Genomic DNA, 14961 nt, shown 5'->3' with positions numbered 1-14961 from the left:
GCCGCCGTCGGACGGACCACGCCGCGACCGCCGTCGGACCGACCCTGCCGACCTCGCTCACGCCGAGTACCGTGTCCGCGTGCTGCTCTCCGATCGTGACATCCGCGCCGAGCTCGACGCCGGGCGCGTCTCCCTGGACCCGTACGACGCGGAGATGATCCAGCCGTCGAGCATCGATGTCCGGCTCGACAGATACTTCCGGCTCTTCGACAACCACAAGTACCCCTTCATCGACCCGAGCCAGGAACAGCCCGACCTCACCCGCCTCGTCGAGGTGGAGCCCGGCGAACCGCTCGTGCTGCACCCGGGCGAGTTCGTGCTCGGCTCCACCTACGAGTCCGTCACGCTCCCGGACGACGTCGCCGCCCGCCTCGAGGGGAAGTCCTCGCTCGGCAGGCTCGGCCTGCTCACGCACAGCACCGCCGGATTCATCGACCCGGGGTTCGGCGGCCACGTCACTCTCGAGCTCAGCAACGTCGCCACGCTCCCCATCACCCTCTGGCCGGGCATGAAGATCGGCCAGATGTGCTTCTTCCGGCTGTCCTCACCCGCCGAGCACCCCTACGGCTCGGACGTGTACGGGTCCCGCTACCAGGGACAACGCGGCCCGACGGCGTCGCGCTCCTCGAAGTCCTTCCACCGTACCGACGTCTGAACCGGCGCCACCAGGAGACCGGGCTACGCTCACGCTCCATGACGTACTCGCCCCTACCGCGCAGTGTGGGTCAGGCCCACCAGGCGCGACACCTGCTCGCCCTTCCCGGCGACGTCACCGTGGACGAGGTCGAGGTGCTCGCCACCTCTCGGTTCACTGCCACGCGGTGGGACATCACCCCGGCCGGGATCCTGCCCGGCGACGTCACCAGCGCGCCGCAGGGCCCGCGGGCGAAGGGCAACGCCCCCGGCATCCTGCGCGTCTCCCGGCACGCGACCCTCACGGGGCCGTTCGCGCCACAGGGCGACGGGTTCGAGCTCGGCCTGCCCCCCGGTATCGCGATGGTGTTCGACGTCGTCTGCCACCGCGAGCGCGGCGAGCCCCCGTTCAGCATCGGCGACCGGGACGGCATCGGGCGCGCGTTCGCCAAGGGGCTCCCGGAACGCGAGGAAGGCCGCCTGGTGACCTGGCTCGTCGCGGTGGCCCGCCGGCTGGGCGGTTCGCTCCGCGTCGACGTCGGCGGGCTGTGGACCTCCGCCACGGCGTCGTCGGGCGGTCCGGGGCCTCGCTCCGGTACCGGCGTCGTGCTCACGCCCGACGCCGACGTCGCCGTCGACATGTCGGTGTACTCGAACGTGTGGCTCGAACCCGAGGCCGCGCTCGCGACCGTCCGGCCCCTGCACTCCCGCACGCGTCTCGCGACGGAGGGGGAGGAGTGGGGCGGCCCGCCCGCAGGCATCGCCGACCGCCCGCTCTACCCCGGCGAGAAGATGGATCCCGAGCGGCGTAAGGAACTCCACGCCGCCGCCGACGACTTCGACATCGCCGCACTTCAGGGCCCGCAGGTCCTCTACGGCTACGGGCTGCTGATCGACCTCGGCGTCGACGGCATCGTCGTGGTCGAGGTGGCCGGCGAGGAGCACCTTCCCCCGATGCTGCGCGGACTCCCGTGGACGGCCGACGGCGCCGTCCGCTACCGCGTGCACTGGGAGCCGCCGGACCAGGTCGAGGCCAACCAGGAACAGCCGGGTCTGGAGCATCGCATCGCGCGCAAGCGCGCCGCCGAGCTGGTCGCACGCATCGCCGGCCGCGTGCAGGACGCCGTCGGCGGCGAGATCGCCGACGAGGACGAGTTCCTCGTCGACCCGGCCGACCTGTAGACGGGGCTGCCTTGGAGTGACTTCAGCAGCCTTGGGCACGTCGCCGCGATCGCAACCGGTCCCGGGCCGCCGGAATGGTTGCGAGGACCGAGGACGCGACGCAGGAGCGCCCGCAGGGCTGAGCCCGGCGGCTCCGGAAGACAGAGTTGAGCCCGGCGGCTGCGGAAAACAGAGTTAGGCTCCCGCAGTGCCTGTCAGCCCATTGGAACGCGTTCCCGCGCCCGCGGTCTTCGTCGTCTCGGGCCTGACTCAGTACGTCGGCGCGGCGGTGGCGGTCGGCCTGTTCGTGCGGCTCGGCGCCCCCGAGGTCGGCTGGTGGCGCATCGCCCTCTCCGCGGCGGTGCTCGTCCTGTGGCGCCGGCCGTGGCGCCGCACCTGGTCGCGCCGCGATCTCGGCTGGTCGGCGGCGTTCGGCGTCGTCCTTGCCGCCATGAATCTCGCCTTCTACATCGCCATCGAGTACCTGCCTCTCGGTACCGCGGTCGCGATCGAGTTCTGCGGTCCCGTCGTGGTGGCCGCACTGACGGGGCGCGGCTGGCGCTCGCGGGCGGCGATCGGCGCGGCGGCCCTCGGCGTGGTGCTCCTCGCGGGCATCACGCTCGACTCCGGCCTGTCCCGGGCCGACGCCGTCGTCGGGCTCGGCGCGATCTTCGCCGCGGCGACCTGCTGGGGCCTGTACATCCTGCTGGGGCGGCGCGTCGCGCGCGTCGGGGCGGGCATTGACGGCCTCGCGATCGGCATGGCGGTGGGTTCGCTCTGCTTCGCGCCGTTCTTCGTGCACAGCACCCCCGCGGTGGTGTCCGACGGCGGTCTGTTCCTCCTTCTCGTGGTCGTCGCCGTCTGCTCGTCGGTGGTGCCGTACGGACTGGAGCAGGTGGTGCTGCGGCGTGTGCCGCCGGCGACGTTCGCCGTCCTGCTCGCGCTGCTGCCGGCGACGGCGGCCGTGGTGGGCGCGGTGATGCTGCAGCAGGTGCCCGGGGTGGCGCAGGTGGTTGGGTTGCTGTGCGTGTCGGCGGCGATCGCGCTGTCGCCGCCCCGGGCGGAGTGAGCAGGGCGGACCGGGGCGCGCCGGACCGAGTCTTGCGGAGTCAGAGGTACTGTCCGGGGCCTCGCTCGTGGTGCTGCCCGTCCTTCTGCTCGTCGGAGCCGGGCGGGAAGGGGCCGGCGTGGGTGCCGGGCGGGAGGGCGCGGCGCATACCGGTGAGCTGCGCCTGCGCTGCCATCTGCTGGGCGACGAGTGCGGTCTGTATCCCGTGGAAGAGGCCCTCCAGCCAGCCCACGAGCTGCGCGTGTGCCACGCGGAGCTCGGCGTCGGACGGGGGGTCCTGTTCGGTGAACGGCAGCGTGATGCGGTGCAGCTCGTCGACGAGGTCGGGGGAGAGCCCGTCCTCGAGTTCCTTGATGGAGCGTTCGTGCACCTCGGCGAGGCGGGTACGGGCGGCGTCGTCGAGCGGCGCGTCGCGGACCTCGTCGAGGAGCCGCTTGATCATGCCGCCGATGCGCATCACCTTCGCCGGTTCCTCCACCTGGCCGACCACGTCCTCGGCGTCGGTGTCGTCCTCCGGCTCGTCGGGCTGGTCGTCGGAGTCCCGGACGGCGTGGCCGTCGGGCGTGACGACCTGCGGGTGGTTCTCGTGGTCGGGGGTCGTGGTGTCGTCGTCCGATGCGGGCGGGGTGTCGTCGGCGTGGGTCATGCCGCCCAGTCTTCCGTGTCCGGGTGATCGACGGCAGCCGACTCGCGTATCACGATATGGACACGGCGGCTTCCCCTAGATGATTGCCAGAGGTACTCCGTCGTCGTTCCCGGGCTTGGTCAGGGCACCAGGAGCACTTTGCCGAACACTTCGCCCGATTCCAGGAGATCGTGGGCGTCCTGAGCCTCCGCGAGCGGCAATCGCGCGTGGACGACCGGCCGGACCCGTCCGTCGTCGACCATCGGCCACACGTGCTCCCTGACGGCGGCGACGACGGCGGCCTTCTCCTCCGCGGGACGTGAGCGCAGGGTCGTCCCGGTGACCGTCGCGCGCTTGGCCATGAGTGCCGCGAGGTCGAGCTCGCCCCGTCGGCCTCGCTGCAGCCCGATGACGACGAGACGTCCGCCGGGAGCGAGCGCCCGCACGTTGTCGGTGAGGTAGGCGGCGCCGACGACGTCGAGCACGACGTCGGCGCCGGCGCCGCCCGACGCCTCGCGGACCAGCTCGACGAAGTCCTGCGTGCGGTAGTCGATCGACTGGTCCGCGCCCAGGTCAGCGCATCGCGCGGCCCGCTCGGGGCCGCCGGCCGTGGTCGCGACGCGCGCGCCCAGGGCCTTCGCGATCTGGATCGCGGTGGTGCCGACGCCACCCGATCCGCCATGGAGCAGGACCCACTCGCCGGCCCGTAGCCGGCCGACCGTGACGAGGTTGTCCCACGCGGTGCATACGGCCTCGGGAAGCGCGGCGGCATCGATCAGGTCTAGGCTGCGGGGTGCCGGCAGGATCTGGGTGGCGCGTACCGTGACCTGGTCCGCATATCCGCCGCCGTCGAGGAGAGCTACCACGCGATCTCCCGCGTGCCAGCCCGACACGCCGGGACCGACACGCGCGATCTCACCGGAGATCTCGAGGCCCGGCCAGTCGGGCGCACCGGTCGGTGGAGGGTAGTGCCCGGCTCGTTGCAGCAGGTCAGCATGGTTTACGCCGGCCGCAGCAACATTGACCAGCACTTCGCCTATCTCGGGAACCGGGTCAGATATGGTCGAAAGGGAGAGTTTCCCTGAGCGCCCGGTTGCGGATATCGTGACGGCTCGCACACCGATGGAGCCTAGCCGGGCGTCGGTCACTTGTACGCACTCCGCGAGAGTGCCGGAGCACGCGCCAGCGCGTTCCGCGACATCGCGGACAGTGATGGAGAGAGGTACGCATGTTCCGCAGGTTGGGAGTTCGCGGGAAAGTTCTTGCGACCCTGGTTGTGCCTGCCCTCGTCATGATCATCGCGGCGGCGTACATCACCTGGACGTCCATCGAGTCGGCACTGCGCGCGCAGCAGACGGCCGATCTGGTCGCGGCGCTCGAGCAGCAGGACGACGCGGGCACGGCATTCGCACAGGAACGTGCGCTGACCATCGCCGCGTCCGCCCCGTGCATTCCGGGCCAGAATCCCTGTAACTCGGACGAGGCCAAGGGTCTTCTCCTGCAAGGGATGCCGGAGCGAACCGAGGACGGGAAGGTCGTCAAGGAGGACGGCGAGATCGTCTACGCGTTCCCGTCGGCCCAGGAACAGACGAACGACGCCCTCGACGAGCGCGACGCGCAGTTCAAGGCGCTCGACACGAGCTTCCTCGATCCGCGCGTGAAGGGCGCCATCGACCAGACCATCTACGACCGCGCCGAGGTCCTCGAGGTCCAGCGCAAGGTCCGGGATCAGTCGATCGCGGAGCAGCAGGTCACTCGGGCCTACAACATCTTCATCGACGACTCCGTCGACGTCATGACGCAGCTCGCGGACACGACGGCGAACCGCGACCTGGGTGAGCGGATCCGGGCGCACCAGCTCCTGGACGAGCTGATGCTGACCAACACCTACGAGCGCCCCCTGATCGGCAACCTCCTGACGGCGTCCGCGGTGGCACAGCGGGACGGCAAGGAGATCGACCGGTCGATCGTGCTGCGCGCCCTCGAGCAGATCACCCTGGGTGACATCCAGGAGGAAGAGGCGAACCTCGCGCTCGACAAGATTCCTGGTGAGCGCCAGGTCCCACCGATGGACGGCTCCGTCGGCACGGTCCGTACGCTGATCCTGCAGGGCAACGAGCAGGACCTGATGCAGAACACGGCTCTCGCCAGCTCGTTCGGCGCCGAGTCCGCGACGTGGGTCGAGGAGACCCGCATCGTCCGTGACCAGATCCGCGAGGACGCCCTGAGCCTCGCCGAGTCGCAGGCCCGCGAAGCCTTCAACACCGCCTTGATCACCGGTGGCATCGCGATCGGCGCACTCGCCTTCTCCATCATCACCGCGCTCGTGATCGCCCGCCGCCTGGTCTCGCCGCTGCGCCGCCTGACCCAGGCGGCCGGCGTCGTTCGTGACCGCCTGCCCACCCTGGTGGAGCAGGTGTCCGTCCCCGGCCAGGCGCCGACGATGGACCTGGACCCGATCAACGTCGAGTCCTCGGACGAGATCGGCCAGCTCGCCGCGGCGTTCAACGACGTGAACCGCACCACCATCGAGGTCGCGCGGGAACAGGCAGCGCTCCGCGGCTCCATCGCCGAGATGTTCGTCAACGTGGCACGTCGCGACCAGGTGCTGCTGAACCGTCAGCTCGCGTTCCTCGACGACCTGGAGCGTTCCGAGGAAGACCCGACCACCCTGTCGAACCTCTTCCGCCTCGACCACCTCGCGACGCGAATGCGCCGCAACGCCGAGTCGCTGCTGGTCCTCGCCGGCATCGACTCCGGCCGCCGGGTTCGTCAGCCGATGCCGGTCTCCGACGTGATCCGTACGGCGTCGTCCGAGATCGAGCTGTACGACCGTGTGCGGCTCAACCTCGTCAGCGACCCGATGATGCTGGGCCACAACGCGCTGAACGCGGCGCACCTGCTGGCCGAACTGCTGGAGAACGCGACGATGTTCTCCGAGCCGCACACTCCGGTGGAGGTCTCCACCGAGCGCACCGAGGACTTCGTCTCGGTGACCGTCCGCGACCACGGCCTCGGCATGACGCCGGAGGAGATCGCGGAGGCGAACACCAAGGTCGCCAGCCACGCGGCCTCCGACGCCGTCGGGGCCCAGCGCCTCGGCCTCTTCGTGGTCGGTCGCCTGGCGGACCGGCTCGGCGCCGGCGTCGAGTTCGGTACCGGCACCGAGAGCACCGGGACCATCGTCACGGTGCGCTTCCCGGCCGTGCTCTTCCTGCCGGACAACTCGCTGCCGCTGCCGCAGCCGACGGACCCGCTGGAGGCGTCCACCCAGGCCGCCGCGGCGCGCGTGGGCGGGATGCCGGACGGTTTCGCGGGTCCGACCCCGCCGGTCGCGCCCGCCGCACCCGGCACGACGTCGTTCCCCATGGCGGGCAGCGATTCGATGCCGCCCACGCCGCGGCGGCCACAGGTGACCGCCCCGGCGGGTTCGATGGGCACGCCGGCGATGCCCGAGCCTCCCGCGGCCGTCCCGGTCGACCTCGACGCACTCACGGACGGCACGACCGCTCTGGGCATGCCGCGCCGCCGGCAGTCGACGCCCACGACGGGCATGCAGACGACGCCCACCGGCTCGATCGTCCTTCCGGAGATCCAGACGCCGACCATGCCGGACATCGCGCCGGGCGACGAGGCCGGCTGGACGCCCCCGCAGGACGTGGCGCAGGGCAACTCGCTGCCGAGCCGTGCGTCGGCGAAGAAGCAGCAGGAGGAAGCCGAGGCGGCTGCGGCGGCCGAGGCCGCGGCAGTGTTCGAGGAGACCTCCCCGGCGCCGGTGAACGTGGACCAGCGCAGCGCGCTCTTCTCGAGCTTCCGGTCGATGAACACCATCGACGGGGCGGAGTCGCAGTCGCTGCAGCTCGATCCGGTCACGCAGGACCCGGCCTCGCTGCCGGGCGGACCGGACACGGACATCATGCGGTTCCCGGCGGCCGCCGGCGTGCGGCCCCCGACGAACGGGATCCCGCAGCAGCAGCGGCCCCCGACGAACGGGATCCCGCAGCAGCAGCGCCCGATGACCGCCTCCCAGCCGCAGGTCCGGCCCGGGCACGTGCCGCCGTCCGCCGCGTTCGGCGCCCAGCCCCTGGACGCCGACGACGACGGGCGTTACGAAGCGCTGCCCGCGTTCGAGGAGCTCATGCAGGACCTGCCGAGCCGTCGTTCCGTGCGGGAGGCCAAGCCGGCCGGCAAGCGCGGGCTCTTCGGTCGCAAGCCCGGCCAGCCGGCCACCGGTGAGTTGCGTACGTACCAGCCCGACGTCCAGCCGGAAGCACAGCACGCCCTCACCTCACGCGCTCCGATCTCGTCGGTCCCGCAGCCCACCGCGGTCCCGCAGCCGGCTCCGGCCGCGCCGTCCACGGCGAGCGAGGCCGCCCCGGCGGACTACATGCCGGCGGACTACTCACCGGCGAACTACTCACCGGCCGACTACGCGCCGACCGACTACGCGCCGACCGACTACGCGCCGCGGGACTATGCGCCGACCGACTACGCGCCGCGGGAGCATGCTCCGGCGGATCACGCTCCGACGGACTACACCCCGGCGGTGTCGTCCGCGCCGACGCCGGCACCTGCCGCGCCCGCCGCTCCCCCCGAGCCCTACCAGCGTGGGTACCAGGAGGGCTACCAGCGAGCGATGGAGGAGACCCGGGCTCACACGGTGGTGAACCCGGAGACGTCGGCCGTGCCGCGGACCGCGGTCCCGGCTCCGGAGCCCGCGACGAGCCCGGTGCACTCGCGTGCCTCGCAGGCCGCGGTGCCCCTGGTGGGTGGCCCGGCCACGGAGGCCGTGCCGATGCCCCCGGCCGACGCGACGCGTCCGCCGGTCGCCTCCGCGGCTCCGGCGCCGCAGATGTACGCACCGGCCCCGGCCGTCGAGACGCCTTCGCCGTCCCCGTCGTCCGGTGGCGTCGAGTTCCGCGATCCGTATCCGACCGGTGCCGTGTACGACCCGTCGTACGGCGACCCGGCGTCGCTGACCCGGCGTACGCCGGGCTCCGACAGCGACGGCACGAACCCCCTGGACCGCGAGTACGTGCGTGACTCGGTGGAGGCCAGGTCGGAGTGGGTGGCGTCGGCCACCCTGTACGAGGAAATGACCAGCCTCCTCAACCGGGGGGCTTATCAGGAAGACGATGTGAGCGACTCCTACCGGCCCGAGACCGTCTCCACCGTCTCGGCGTCGGCGGGCGGAGCAGCTCCGACCGGACTCACGCGCCGAACGCGCGGAGCGTCCGGAACGGGGGCGGACCCGGCCGTGGAGAAGCACTCGGCTCGCATCGAGCGTGATCCCGAGCAGCTCCGCTCGCGACTGTCGGCCTTCCAGTCGGCTACCGTGCGTGGACGCGACGAAGCCGTGGACCAGAGCGGGACAGAGCACGACCCTGGAAACAAGAACGACGAGGGGGGCTCGACGTGGTCCCCCTCGACGATGAATGATGTCCCTGACTCAGCGCCGCAGCCGCGGTGACAAGCGCGTCTGTGGATTCTGACTAGGAGGAACAGAAGTGACCCTCAGCACCGAAGCAACCAATTTCGGGTGGCTGCTCGACAACTTCGTGCGTACCGTCCCCGGTAGCCGCCACACCCTCGTGGTGTCTGCCGACGGTCTGCTCATGGCGATGTCCGATCAGCTCGACCGCACCAGCGGCGACCAGCTGGCCGCGATCGTCTCCGGAATGTCGAGTCTCACCCGCGGCGCCTCACGCCAGCTCAACGGCGGGAACGTTCGCCAGTCGATCATCGAGATGGACAACGGCTTCCTCTTCCTGATGAACGTGTCCAACGGCTCCGTCCTGGGCGTCGTCGCGGAGGCGACCTGCGATATCGGCCTGATCGGCTACGAGATGGCCCTGATGGTGTCCCGTACCGAGGCCACCCTGACGCCGCAGTTGATCTCGGAGATGCGTGGCAGTCTCCCGGTCGACGGGCAGACCCGAGCCGCCAGTCTGGGATGAGGCATAGACGATGACGTACGCACCTTTGGGTTCCCAGGGGTCCGCCGATGTCCATGAAACCTCGACGGTCCGGCCCTACGCGGTCACCGGAGGCCGTGTGCGGTCGGCGATGTCCGACCTGCCGCTCGAGGCTCTTGTCGAGGTGATGCCCGGGGCGGTCACCGGTCAGGGCCTTCCCCCCGAGAAGCGCGCGATCCTCCAGCACGCTGCGCACACGTACGTGTCGATCGCCGAGCTCTCCGCTCTGCTTCGGCTGCCCCTCGGTGTCGTCCGGATCCTCGTGGCGGACATGCAGGAGGAGGGGCACATCACGGTGCACACCTCGACCCCCGTCAACGTCCACACAGGCCATGGAAGCTCGAACTCGGGCCTGTCGCTCAGTGTCTTGGAGAGTGTTCTGAATGGCATTTCCGCCCTCTAGCAACGGGACCGGCGCCGGCCCGAACTGGGCGCCGGTGTCCGATTCCGCGACGGGTGCTCCCGCTCGGCAGAGCGTCCTCGGCGGGGGCGGGTCCGCGCCCACGGCACCGTCCGCCGGGCCGCGCTCGGCCCAGCCCACGCAGCCCGCCCCGCCGGTAGTTCAGCAGCCTCCGTCCGGCAAGGCGGGATCCGCCGCGCAGCCGGCCGGTGAACGCACCGCCCCCACCGTGGTGAAGATCGTCGTCGCCGGCGGATTCGCCGTCGGCAAGACGACGTTCATCGGTTCGATCTCCGACGTCGAGCCCCTCAACACCGAGGCCGCCATGACGGAGCACTCGGTGGGCGTGGACGACGCCGGTGGTGTCACCGACCGCAAGACCACCACCACGGTGGCCATGGACTTCGGCCGCGTGGAGCTGCCGGGCAACCTGTGGCTCTACCTCTTCGGGACGCCCGGCCAGGACCGCTTCCTGTTCATGTGGGACGACCTGGTGCGCGGTGCGATCGGTGCCGTCGTCCTGGTGGACACGGACCGACTGGAGCAGTGCTTCCCGGCGATCGACTACTTCGAGTCGCGCAACATCCCGTTCGTCGTCGGCGTGAACTGCTTCGACGGCGTGGCGAAGCACCGGCTCGAGGACGTTCGCGAGGCGCTCCAGATCCCCGAGCACGTGCCGATGCTCTACACGGACGCCCGCTCGCGCGCGGCGACCAAGCAGACCCTCATCGCCCTCGTGCAGCTCGCGATGCGCCAGCTGCGCGCCGGCAAGCAGGGCTGAGGAGCGACCGAGCCAGGTTCGCCGACGGAGCACCGCCGAGGTGCCCCGCCGAACGGCGGGCTGTCCATGGACGGGCGGCCCGCCGTTAGACTTGTCCGGCACCGGGAGGGCTGACAGAGCGGCCTAATGTGACGGTCTTGAAAACCGTTGTGCGGCAACGCACCGGGGGTTCGAATCCCTCGCCCTCCGCTTCATGACCAGTGTGTTTGTCCATTTCTTGGGTTTCCGTCGCTGGCTGGACGGCTGAGATTGGCGCAGAAATGGCGCAGACGGTCCGACGGCGAAGGGCCCCGACTTCCCGTCGGGGCCCTTCGTCGTTCTCTCGTACGCGCTACGCCGCGGCGCCGACGCCGACAGCCTCCGCGAGCTCGACGGCCTCACCCTTGAGCGGGCCCGTGGCCGACCGGGCGATCTCCGCCGCCAGTGACCTCGCCATCGGAATGTAGCGCACGCCCTCGGGGCTCACGCGGTGCGCGTGCCCGAGGTAGTGCACGGCCGCTGCGGTCTCGCGCTTCTGCTGGTACCCGGCCGCCAGATCGAGCAGGAGGCGCGAGCGTCGCTCCAGGGAGCTGATGCCGGCCGGGTCGATGGACTCGGAGCGCCGCAGCGCCTCGCCGGGTGTCATGAGTCCCACGGCCGCGCTGACGCCGTTGATGGCGACGTTGTATCCGTCGAACGCGGTCAAGGTGTGCGTGTACCCGGGGGGCAGGCTCTGGGCGGCGAGGTCCGCCGTAGCGAGGTATCGGCCGCTGTCGCCGGCGCGGCCGTCGAGGCCGGTAGAGATGGCGGCCTGGATGTTGAGCGACCCGTAGACGCTGAGTACTTCGGGCGCCTCGTCCTCGAGCTGGGCGCGCAGCAGCGCCATGCCGGCCTCGTCAGTCTGGACGGCCTCCTCGGAGTAGCCGGCGGCACGCTGCCCGATCGCGGTGGACCAGGCGGCGAGCGCCAGCGACAGGGGGCTGTCGGCTTCCTCGCTGTGGTTGCGTCCGCGGTCCACGGCGAGCCAGTACAGCTCGGGCTCGCAGATGTGTGCGAGCAGTCGCTGAACGAGGCGGTAGCCGTCGGCGGTGGCCGCGTGGGCGGCGCGGCGTTCCTTGCCGTGGTGGGTCCTGATGCAGGCGTGTGCGTCGCGGATGAGGTCGGGTAGCAGGGCGCCGACCTCGGTGCGCTGGTGGGCGCTGGCGTGCCAGAGGCGCCACGCGGCATCGACGCGGCCCGCGAGTTCTTCCGGGCTCACCGGGCCCAGAGTTACCGGGCCGCCGAAGCTGACGCCATGCATCGCTGCGCGGATCTTCGGGACGGACTCGTGCGACAGCTTGCCGACGGCGTCCGTGGGAACGCTCAGGTCCCCGCCGGTCAGCGCCGCGACGTCGGACACGCGCAGTGCAGTCGCGAGTCGGACGAGGTGCGTGATCGATCGGAGCTGGCGCTTCCCGTTCTCGATCTGCTTGAGCCAATCCGGGGATCGGCCGACGAGACCGGCGAGCACGGGGCGCGATAGTCCTCGCCGTTCCCGCAGAATCCGGATGCGCTCACCGGTGGTCAGTTCTTCGGGCAGCTCCGTCATAACTACTCCCTGGCGATGCGGATGGTCATTCCAGAGTACGACCGCACTTCCGTCCCGGATAGACCTGTCCCCCATTTGCGAGGGGGACACTTTGTCCCCCTTGCTCGCCGTGGCGCTATTTACCGTCGATCTCATGACATCACGCACTGAACTTTCAGCATCGCCATGTCTCCTCGCCATCGACGTCGACGGCACCCTGCTGCAGACGGGCAGCCCGCCGTCGGACGCCGTCGTCGAGACCGTCGGCCACCTCGTGCAGGGCGGCCACAGCGTCGTACTCGCCACGGGCCGATCGCTGCTCGGTGCCACCCAGGCCGCCCTGTGGCTCAAGTTGCGCGACGGGTGGATCGTGGCGTCCAACGGCGCGATCACGGCCCGCATCGGAGGCGGGAAGATCTCCGTCGTAGAACGCAGCAACGTGGACGTCGAGAAGATCGTCCGGCACGTCGCCCCGAAGCAGCGCGTACGCATCGCGGCCGAGATCCCCGGCGAGGGCTACCGAGTCACCGAACGGTTCGAGGCGCACGAACTGCCCGGCACGCAGCACCTGACGAACCTCGAGGGCATGTGGGTGGCCACCACACCGCGCGTCTCCCTCGTCGGCCCCGGCGCCGGCTGGCTCGTCCACGACTTCCACGCCATGGGCATGACCGCCGACGCCCCACACTCCGGATGGCTCGACGTCACCGCCGCCGGCGTCAGCAAGGCCGCCGCGCTGGAGCGGGTGCGGGCATCTGTCGGCGTCCCGTCGTCGCGTACGGTCGCCGTCGGCGACGGGACGAACGACGTCGATATGCTTCGCTGGGCCGGCCGCGGCGTCGCCATGGGCCACGCCAGGGGGATCGTGCGCGACGCCGCGAATGAGATCACCGGCACGATCACGGACGACGGCGTGCTAGCCGTGTTGCGGTCCGTGGCCGGGTGGACACCGGCGGAGGTGGGCCGGTGAGTGTCTTCGAGGGCGAGGAAGACTTTGCCGGGGAGGCGGCGTACGTCCCGCCCGTGTGGGAGGTGGGCGACCGTGTGCGGCGCGTGGCCGGGCCGGAGATCCTGCTCGGCTCGGTCGGGACCGTCGTCGCCGTCGACATCCCCGGGAAATGGCCCATCCGCGTGGCGGTCGATAAGCGGATCGGCTTCGGCGAGGTCCTGTGCCTGGCCCGCGAGCTCGCACCCGAGGACGAGGCGACGTCGTGATCTGGGTGACCTGGGTGTTGGTGGGGTACGTCGTGCTGCTGGTCGTGCTGCTGGTCGTGCGGCGGGCGTGGCAGTGACGTCGGCGAGCCCCGCCCGATGGGGACGGGCGGGGCTCTGACCGTCCGCCCACCCAGAGCGGACGGCGCGGTGCCGGGCGGAGAACGGGGCCCGGCCCCGGTTCTCCTCCACGCTACGGCCGTCGTCGGCGGGTGTCTGCGGGCGGGCGGGTGAGATCTCGGGTGAAGTGGGCAGCCATGTAGTGACATCCATCACGATTTGGTCCATTGTGGACCTGGACACAACAGGATGGGGACCCGTGTGGGCACGAACCGGAACTCGGCCAAGAGGGCTGAGCGGCGCCTGGCCGACATGTCGGTCACGCCTCCGGCGTACCAGCCGCCACCGGAGGCCGAGTGCACCCCGTTCACGACGCCAGTCGACCTGGACGACGATGGGCGGTTCCGGCTCCACCTGGCGCAATTGGTCCACAGGAACAAGATCGTTCACTTCAGCGTGTCGATCCAGGTCCGCGAGCACTCACTGGCCGATTGGCAGGACGCGTTCCGAATCGACACCTCGCACGGCACGGTCCACCATCACAGGTTCTGGCCGGATGGCAGGGAGGAGCGTCAGGAGTTGGAGACGATACCGGCGAGTGGCTCCCAGCAAGTCGTGCAACAGTGGTTCAAGAGAGCAACCGATCTGTGCCAAAATTCGTGGCCGATGTACGTGAAGGGGTGGTTCGAATGATCGATATCCCTGCGGGTCGACTTGAAGCTGCGCGGGTCTTGACTGATTTTCTCACGTCCGAGGAGGGCCGTGGGATCCTTGAGCGCAACAACTACGAGTCGGGGACACCGCTGTTCCCGGCCAGTGAAGCGGAGACGGTCTACTCGGTCGTCTCGCGGATGCGTCAGGATGACGGCGACGCGGCGGTCGTTGCCGTCTACTTTCCGAGCCGGCCGACTTCGCTCGCCTTCATTGAGTTCTCCAAGAAGAAGGCTGGTGGAAAGAAGCAGAACCTGCCAACTGGCGGTGACGCCACGATCGGCATGCTCGCCGACTACCTGATCAAGGCCAAGCATCGGGTCACGATCTCGGTACAGCAGGAGATCTCTGCCGAGGCATTTGAGCTCGCCTCGGCCTGATGCATGACGAATCGCCCCCGCTCTCCGAAGAGAGCGGGGGCGATTCTGTGTGGAGTCACCGACGCCCGTTGGCGACGGACTCAGGCTACTCGCGGTTCGGCACGATCCCCACGGACACGGCGCCGAGCGCGGCGAGCAGGATGAGCAGCCAGCCGGACGTGGTGATGGTGCCCTCGGTCGCGAGGGGGACGGCGGCCTGGAGGGCGGTGCCGACGACGGCGACGATGGCCTTGGCGTAGCGGCCGACGCCGTCGGACAGGTTCGGTACGAGGTAGACCGACACCGCGGACACGAGGGCGATCGCGATGCCGAACACCTCCACGAGGGTCACGACGTCGTCGGTCAGCGCGGTCACGAGAACGCCGAGCGCGGCCGTGAGGATGGCGACGATCGCCTTCGCGTAGCGCG

The 14961-nt window shown here is 70.4% G+C and carries 15 protein-coding genes and 1 tRNA gene; 12 read left to right on the top strand and 4 right to left on the bottom strand.

Translation table 11 applies throughout. The features are described from left to right. The first annotated feature begins 79 nt into the window (after positions 1 to 79). The 3 genes from dcd (at position 80) to ACYVK5_RS02670 (ending at position 2863) form a co-directional block, all read left to right on the top strand. The gene (dcd, locus tag ACYVK5_RS02680; RefSeq protein WP_460701746.1) at positions 80 to 655 is read left to right on the top strand and encodes a dCTP deaminase; all 576 of its coding nucleotides are present in this window, start codon (positions 80 to 82) and stop codon (positions 653 to 655) included. Between the two features lie 38 nt (positions 656 to 693). Beyond that, the gene (locus ACYVK5_RS02675; protein ID WP_460701745.1) at positions 694 to 1815 is read left to right on the top strand and encodes a hypothetical protein; all 1122 of its coding nucleotides are present in this window, start codon (positions 694 to 696) and stop codon (positions 1813 to 1815) included. Between the two features lie 187 nt (positions 1816 to 2002). Continuing rightward, on the top strand, positions 2003 to 2863 hold the full coding sequence (locus tag ACYVK5_RS02670) for an EamA family transporter (RefSeq protein WP_460701744.1): 861 nt from the start codon (positions 2003 to 2005) through the stop codon (positions 2861 to 2863). Between the two features lie 40 nt (positions 2864 to 2903). Here ACYVK5_RS02670 and ACYVK5_RS02665 read toward each other — a convergent pair whose 3' ends face one another. Together ACYVK5_RS02665 and ACYVK5_RS02660 are read right to left on the bottom strand one after the other, a co-directional pair. Further along, the gene (locus ACYVK5_RS02665; RefSeq protein WP_460701743.1) at positions 2904 to 3509 is read right to left on the bottom strand and encodes a bacterial proteasome activator family protein; all 606 of its coding nucleotides are present in this window, start codon (positions 3507 to 3509) and stop codon (positions 2904 to 2906) included. Positions 3510 to 3628: 119 nt separating this feature from the next. Next, positions 3629 to 4606 (bottom strand): NAD(P)H-quinone oxidoreductase, encoded by a 978-nt coding sequence (locus ACYVK5_RS02660; protein ID WP_460701742.1) that lies wholly within the window; start codon positions 4604 to 4606, stop codon positions 3629 to 3631. 110 nt (positions 4607 to 4716) lie between these two features. On the opposite strand from ACYVK5_RS02660, the gene ACYVK5_RS02655 reads away from it, so the two are divergent. The 5 genes from ACYVK5_RS02655 to ACYVK5_RS02635 all read left to right on the top strand — a co-directional run bounded on the left by ACYVK5_RS02655 (position 4717) and on the right by ACYVK5_RS02635 (position 10833). Beyond that, entirely contained in the window at positions 4717 to 8958 is a 4242-nt protein-coding gene (locus tag ACYVK5_RS02655; RefSeq protein WP_460701741.1) for an ATP-binding protein, read from the top strand. A gap of 37 nt (positions 8959 to 8995) precedes the next feature. Continuing rightward, positions 8996 to 9445: a roadblock/LC7 domain-containing protein gene (locus ACYVK5_RS02650; protein WP_123812895.1), complete on the top strand. Its 450-nt coding sequence runs from the start codon at positions 8996 to 8998 to the stop codon at positions 9443 to 9445. A 10-nt stretch (positions 9446 to 9455) separates the two neighbouring features. Then, positions 9456 to 9866 (top strand): DUF742 domain-containing protein, encoded by a 411-nt coding sequence (locus ACYVK5_RS02645; protein ID WP_123812896.1) that lies wholly within the window; start codon positions 9456 to 9458, stop codon positions 9864 to 9866. Positions 9867 to 10092: 226 nt separating this feature from the next. Then, positions 10093 to 10644, top strand: coding sequence for a GTP-binding protein (locus ACYVK5_RS02640; protein ID WP_201845977.1), 552 nt, complete (start codon positions 10093 to 10095; stop codon positions 10642 to 10644). 104 nt (positions 10645 to 10748) lie between these two features. Beyond that, a tRNA-Ser gene (locus tag ACYVK5_RS02635) sits at positions 10749 to 10833 on the top strand. Between the two features lie 142 nt (positions 10834 to 10975). Here ACYVK5_RS02635 and ACYVK5_RS02630 read toward each other — a convergent pair. Next, on the bottom strand, positions 10976 to 12211 hold the full coding sequence (locus ACYVK5_RS02630; RefSeq protein ID WP_460701740.1) for a helix-turn-helix domain-containing protein: 1236 nt from the start codon (positions 12209 to 12211) through the stop codon (positions 10976 to 10978). A 133-nt stretch (positions 12212 to 12344) separates the two neighbouring features. Here ACYVK5_RS02630 and ACYVK5_RS02625 point away from each other — a divergent pair, with 133 nt between their 5' ends. The 4 genes from ACYVK5_RS02625 to ACYVK5_RS02610 all read left to right on the top strand — a co-directional run bounded on the left by ACYVK5_RS02625 (position 12345) and on the right by ACYVK5_RS02610 (position 14553). Further along, the gene (locus tag ACYVK5_RS02625) at positions 12345 to 13160 is read left to right on the top strand and encodes an HAD family hydrolase (RefSeq protein ID WP_460701739.1); all 816 of its coding nucleotides are present in this window, start codon (positions 12345 to 12347) and stop codon (positions 13158 to 13160) included. After that, positions 13157 to 13405, top strand: a complete 249-nt coding sequence (locus ACYVK5_RS02620) for a hypothetical protein (protein WP_460701738.1) — start codon at positions 13157 to 13159, stop codon at positions 13403 to 13405. Before ACYVK5_RS02625 ends, ACYVK5_RS02620 begins: the two co-directional genes overlap by 4 nt. 318 nt (positions 13406 to 13723) lie before the next feature. Continuing rightward, complete coding sequence (locus ACYVK5_RS02615) at positions 13724 to 14155, top strand: DUF7718 family protein (protein ID WP_460701737.1); 432 nt, start codon at positions 13724 to 13726, stop codon at positions 14153 to 14155. Further along, positions 14152 to 14553 (top strand): hypothetical protein, encoded by a 402-nt coding sequence (locus ACYVK5_RS02610; RefSeq protein ID WP_460701736.1) that lies wholly within the window; start codon positions 14152 to 14154, stop codon positions 14551 to 14553. The genes ACYVK5_RS02615 and ACYVK5_RS02610 overlap by 4 nt, the downstream gene beginning before the upstream one ends. Positions 14554 to 14638: 85 nt before the next feature. Here ACYVK5_RS02610 and ACYVK5_RS02605 read toward each other — a convergent pair. Further along, positions 14639 to 14961: hypothetical protein (locus ACYVK5_RS02605; protein WP_460701735.1), on the bottom strand; the 323-nt coding region annotated here is incomplete at its 5' end.

Source organism: Myceligenerans halotolerans, assembly GCF_054782975.1.
Note: the sequence above shows the minus strand (reverse complement) of the source record. Positions and strands in the feature narration are given on the sequence as shown.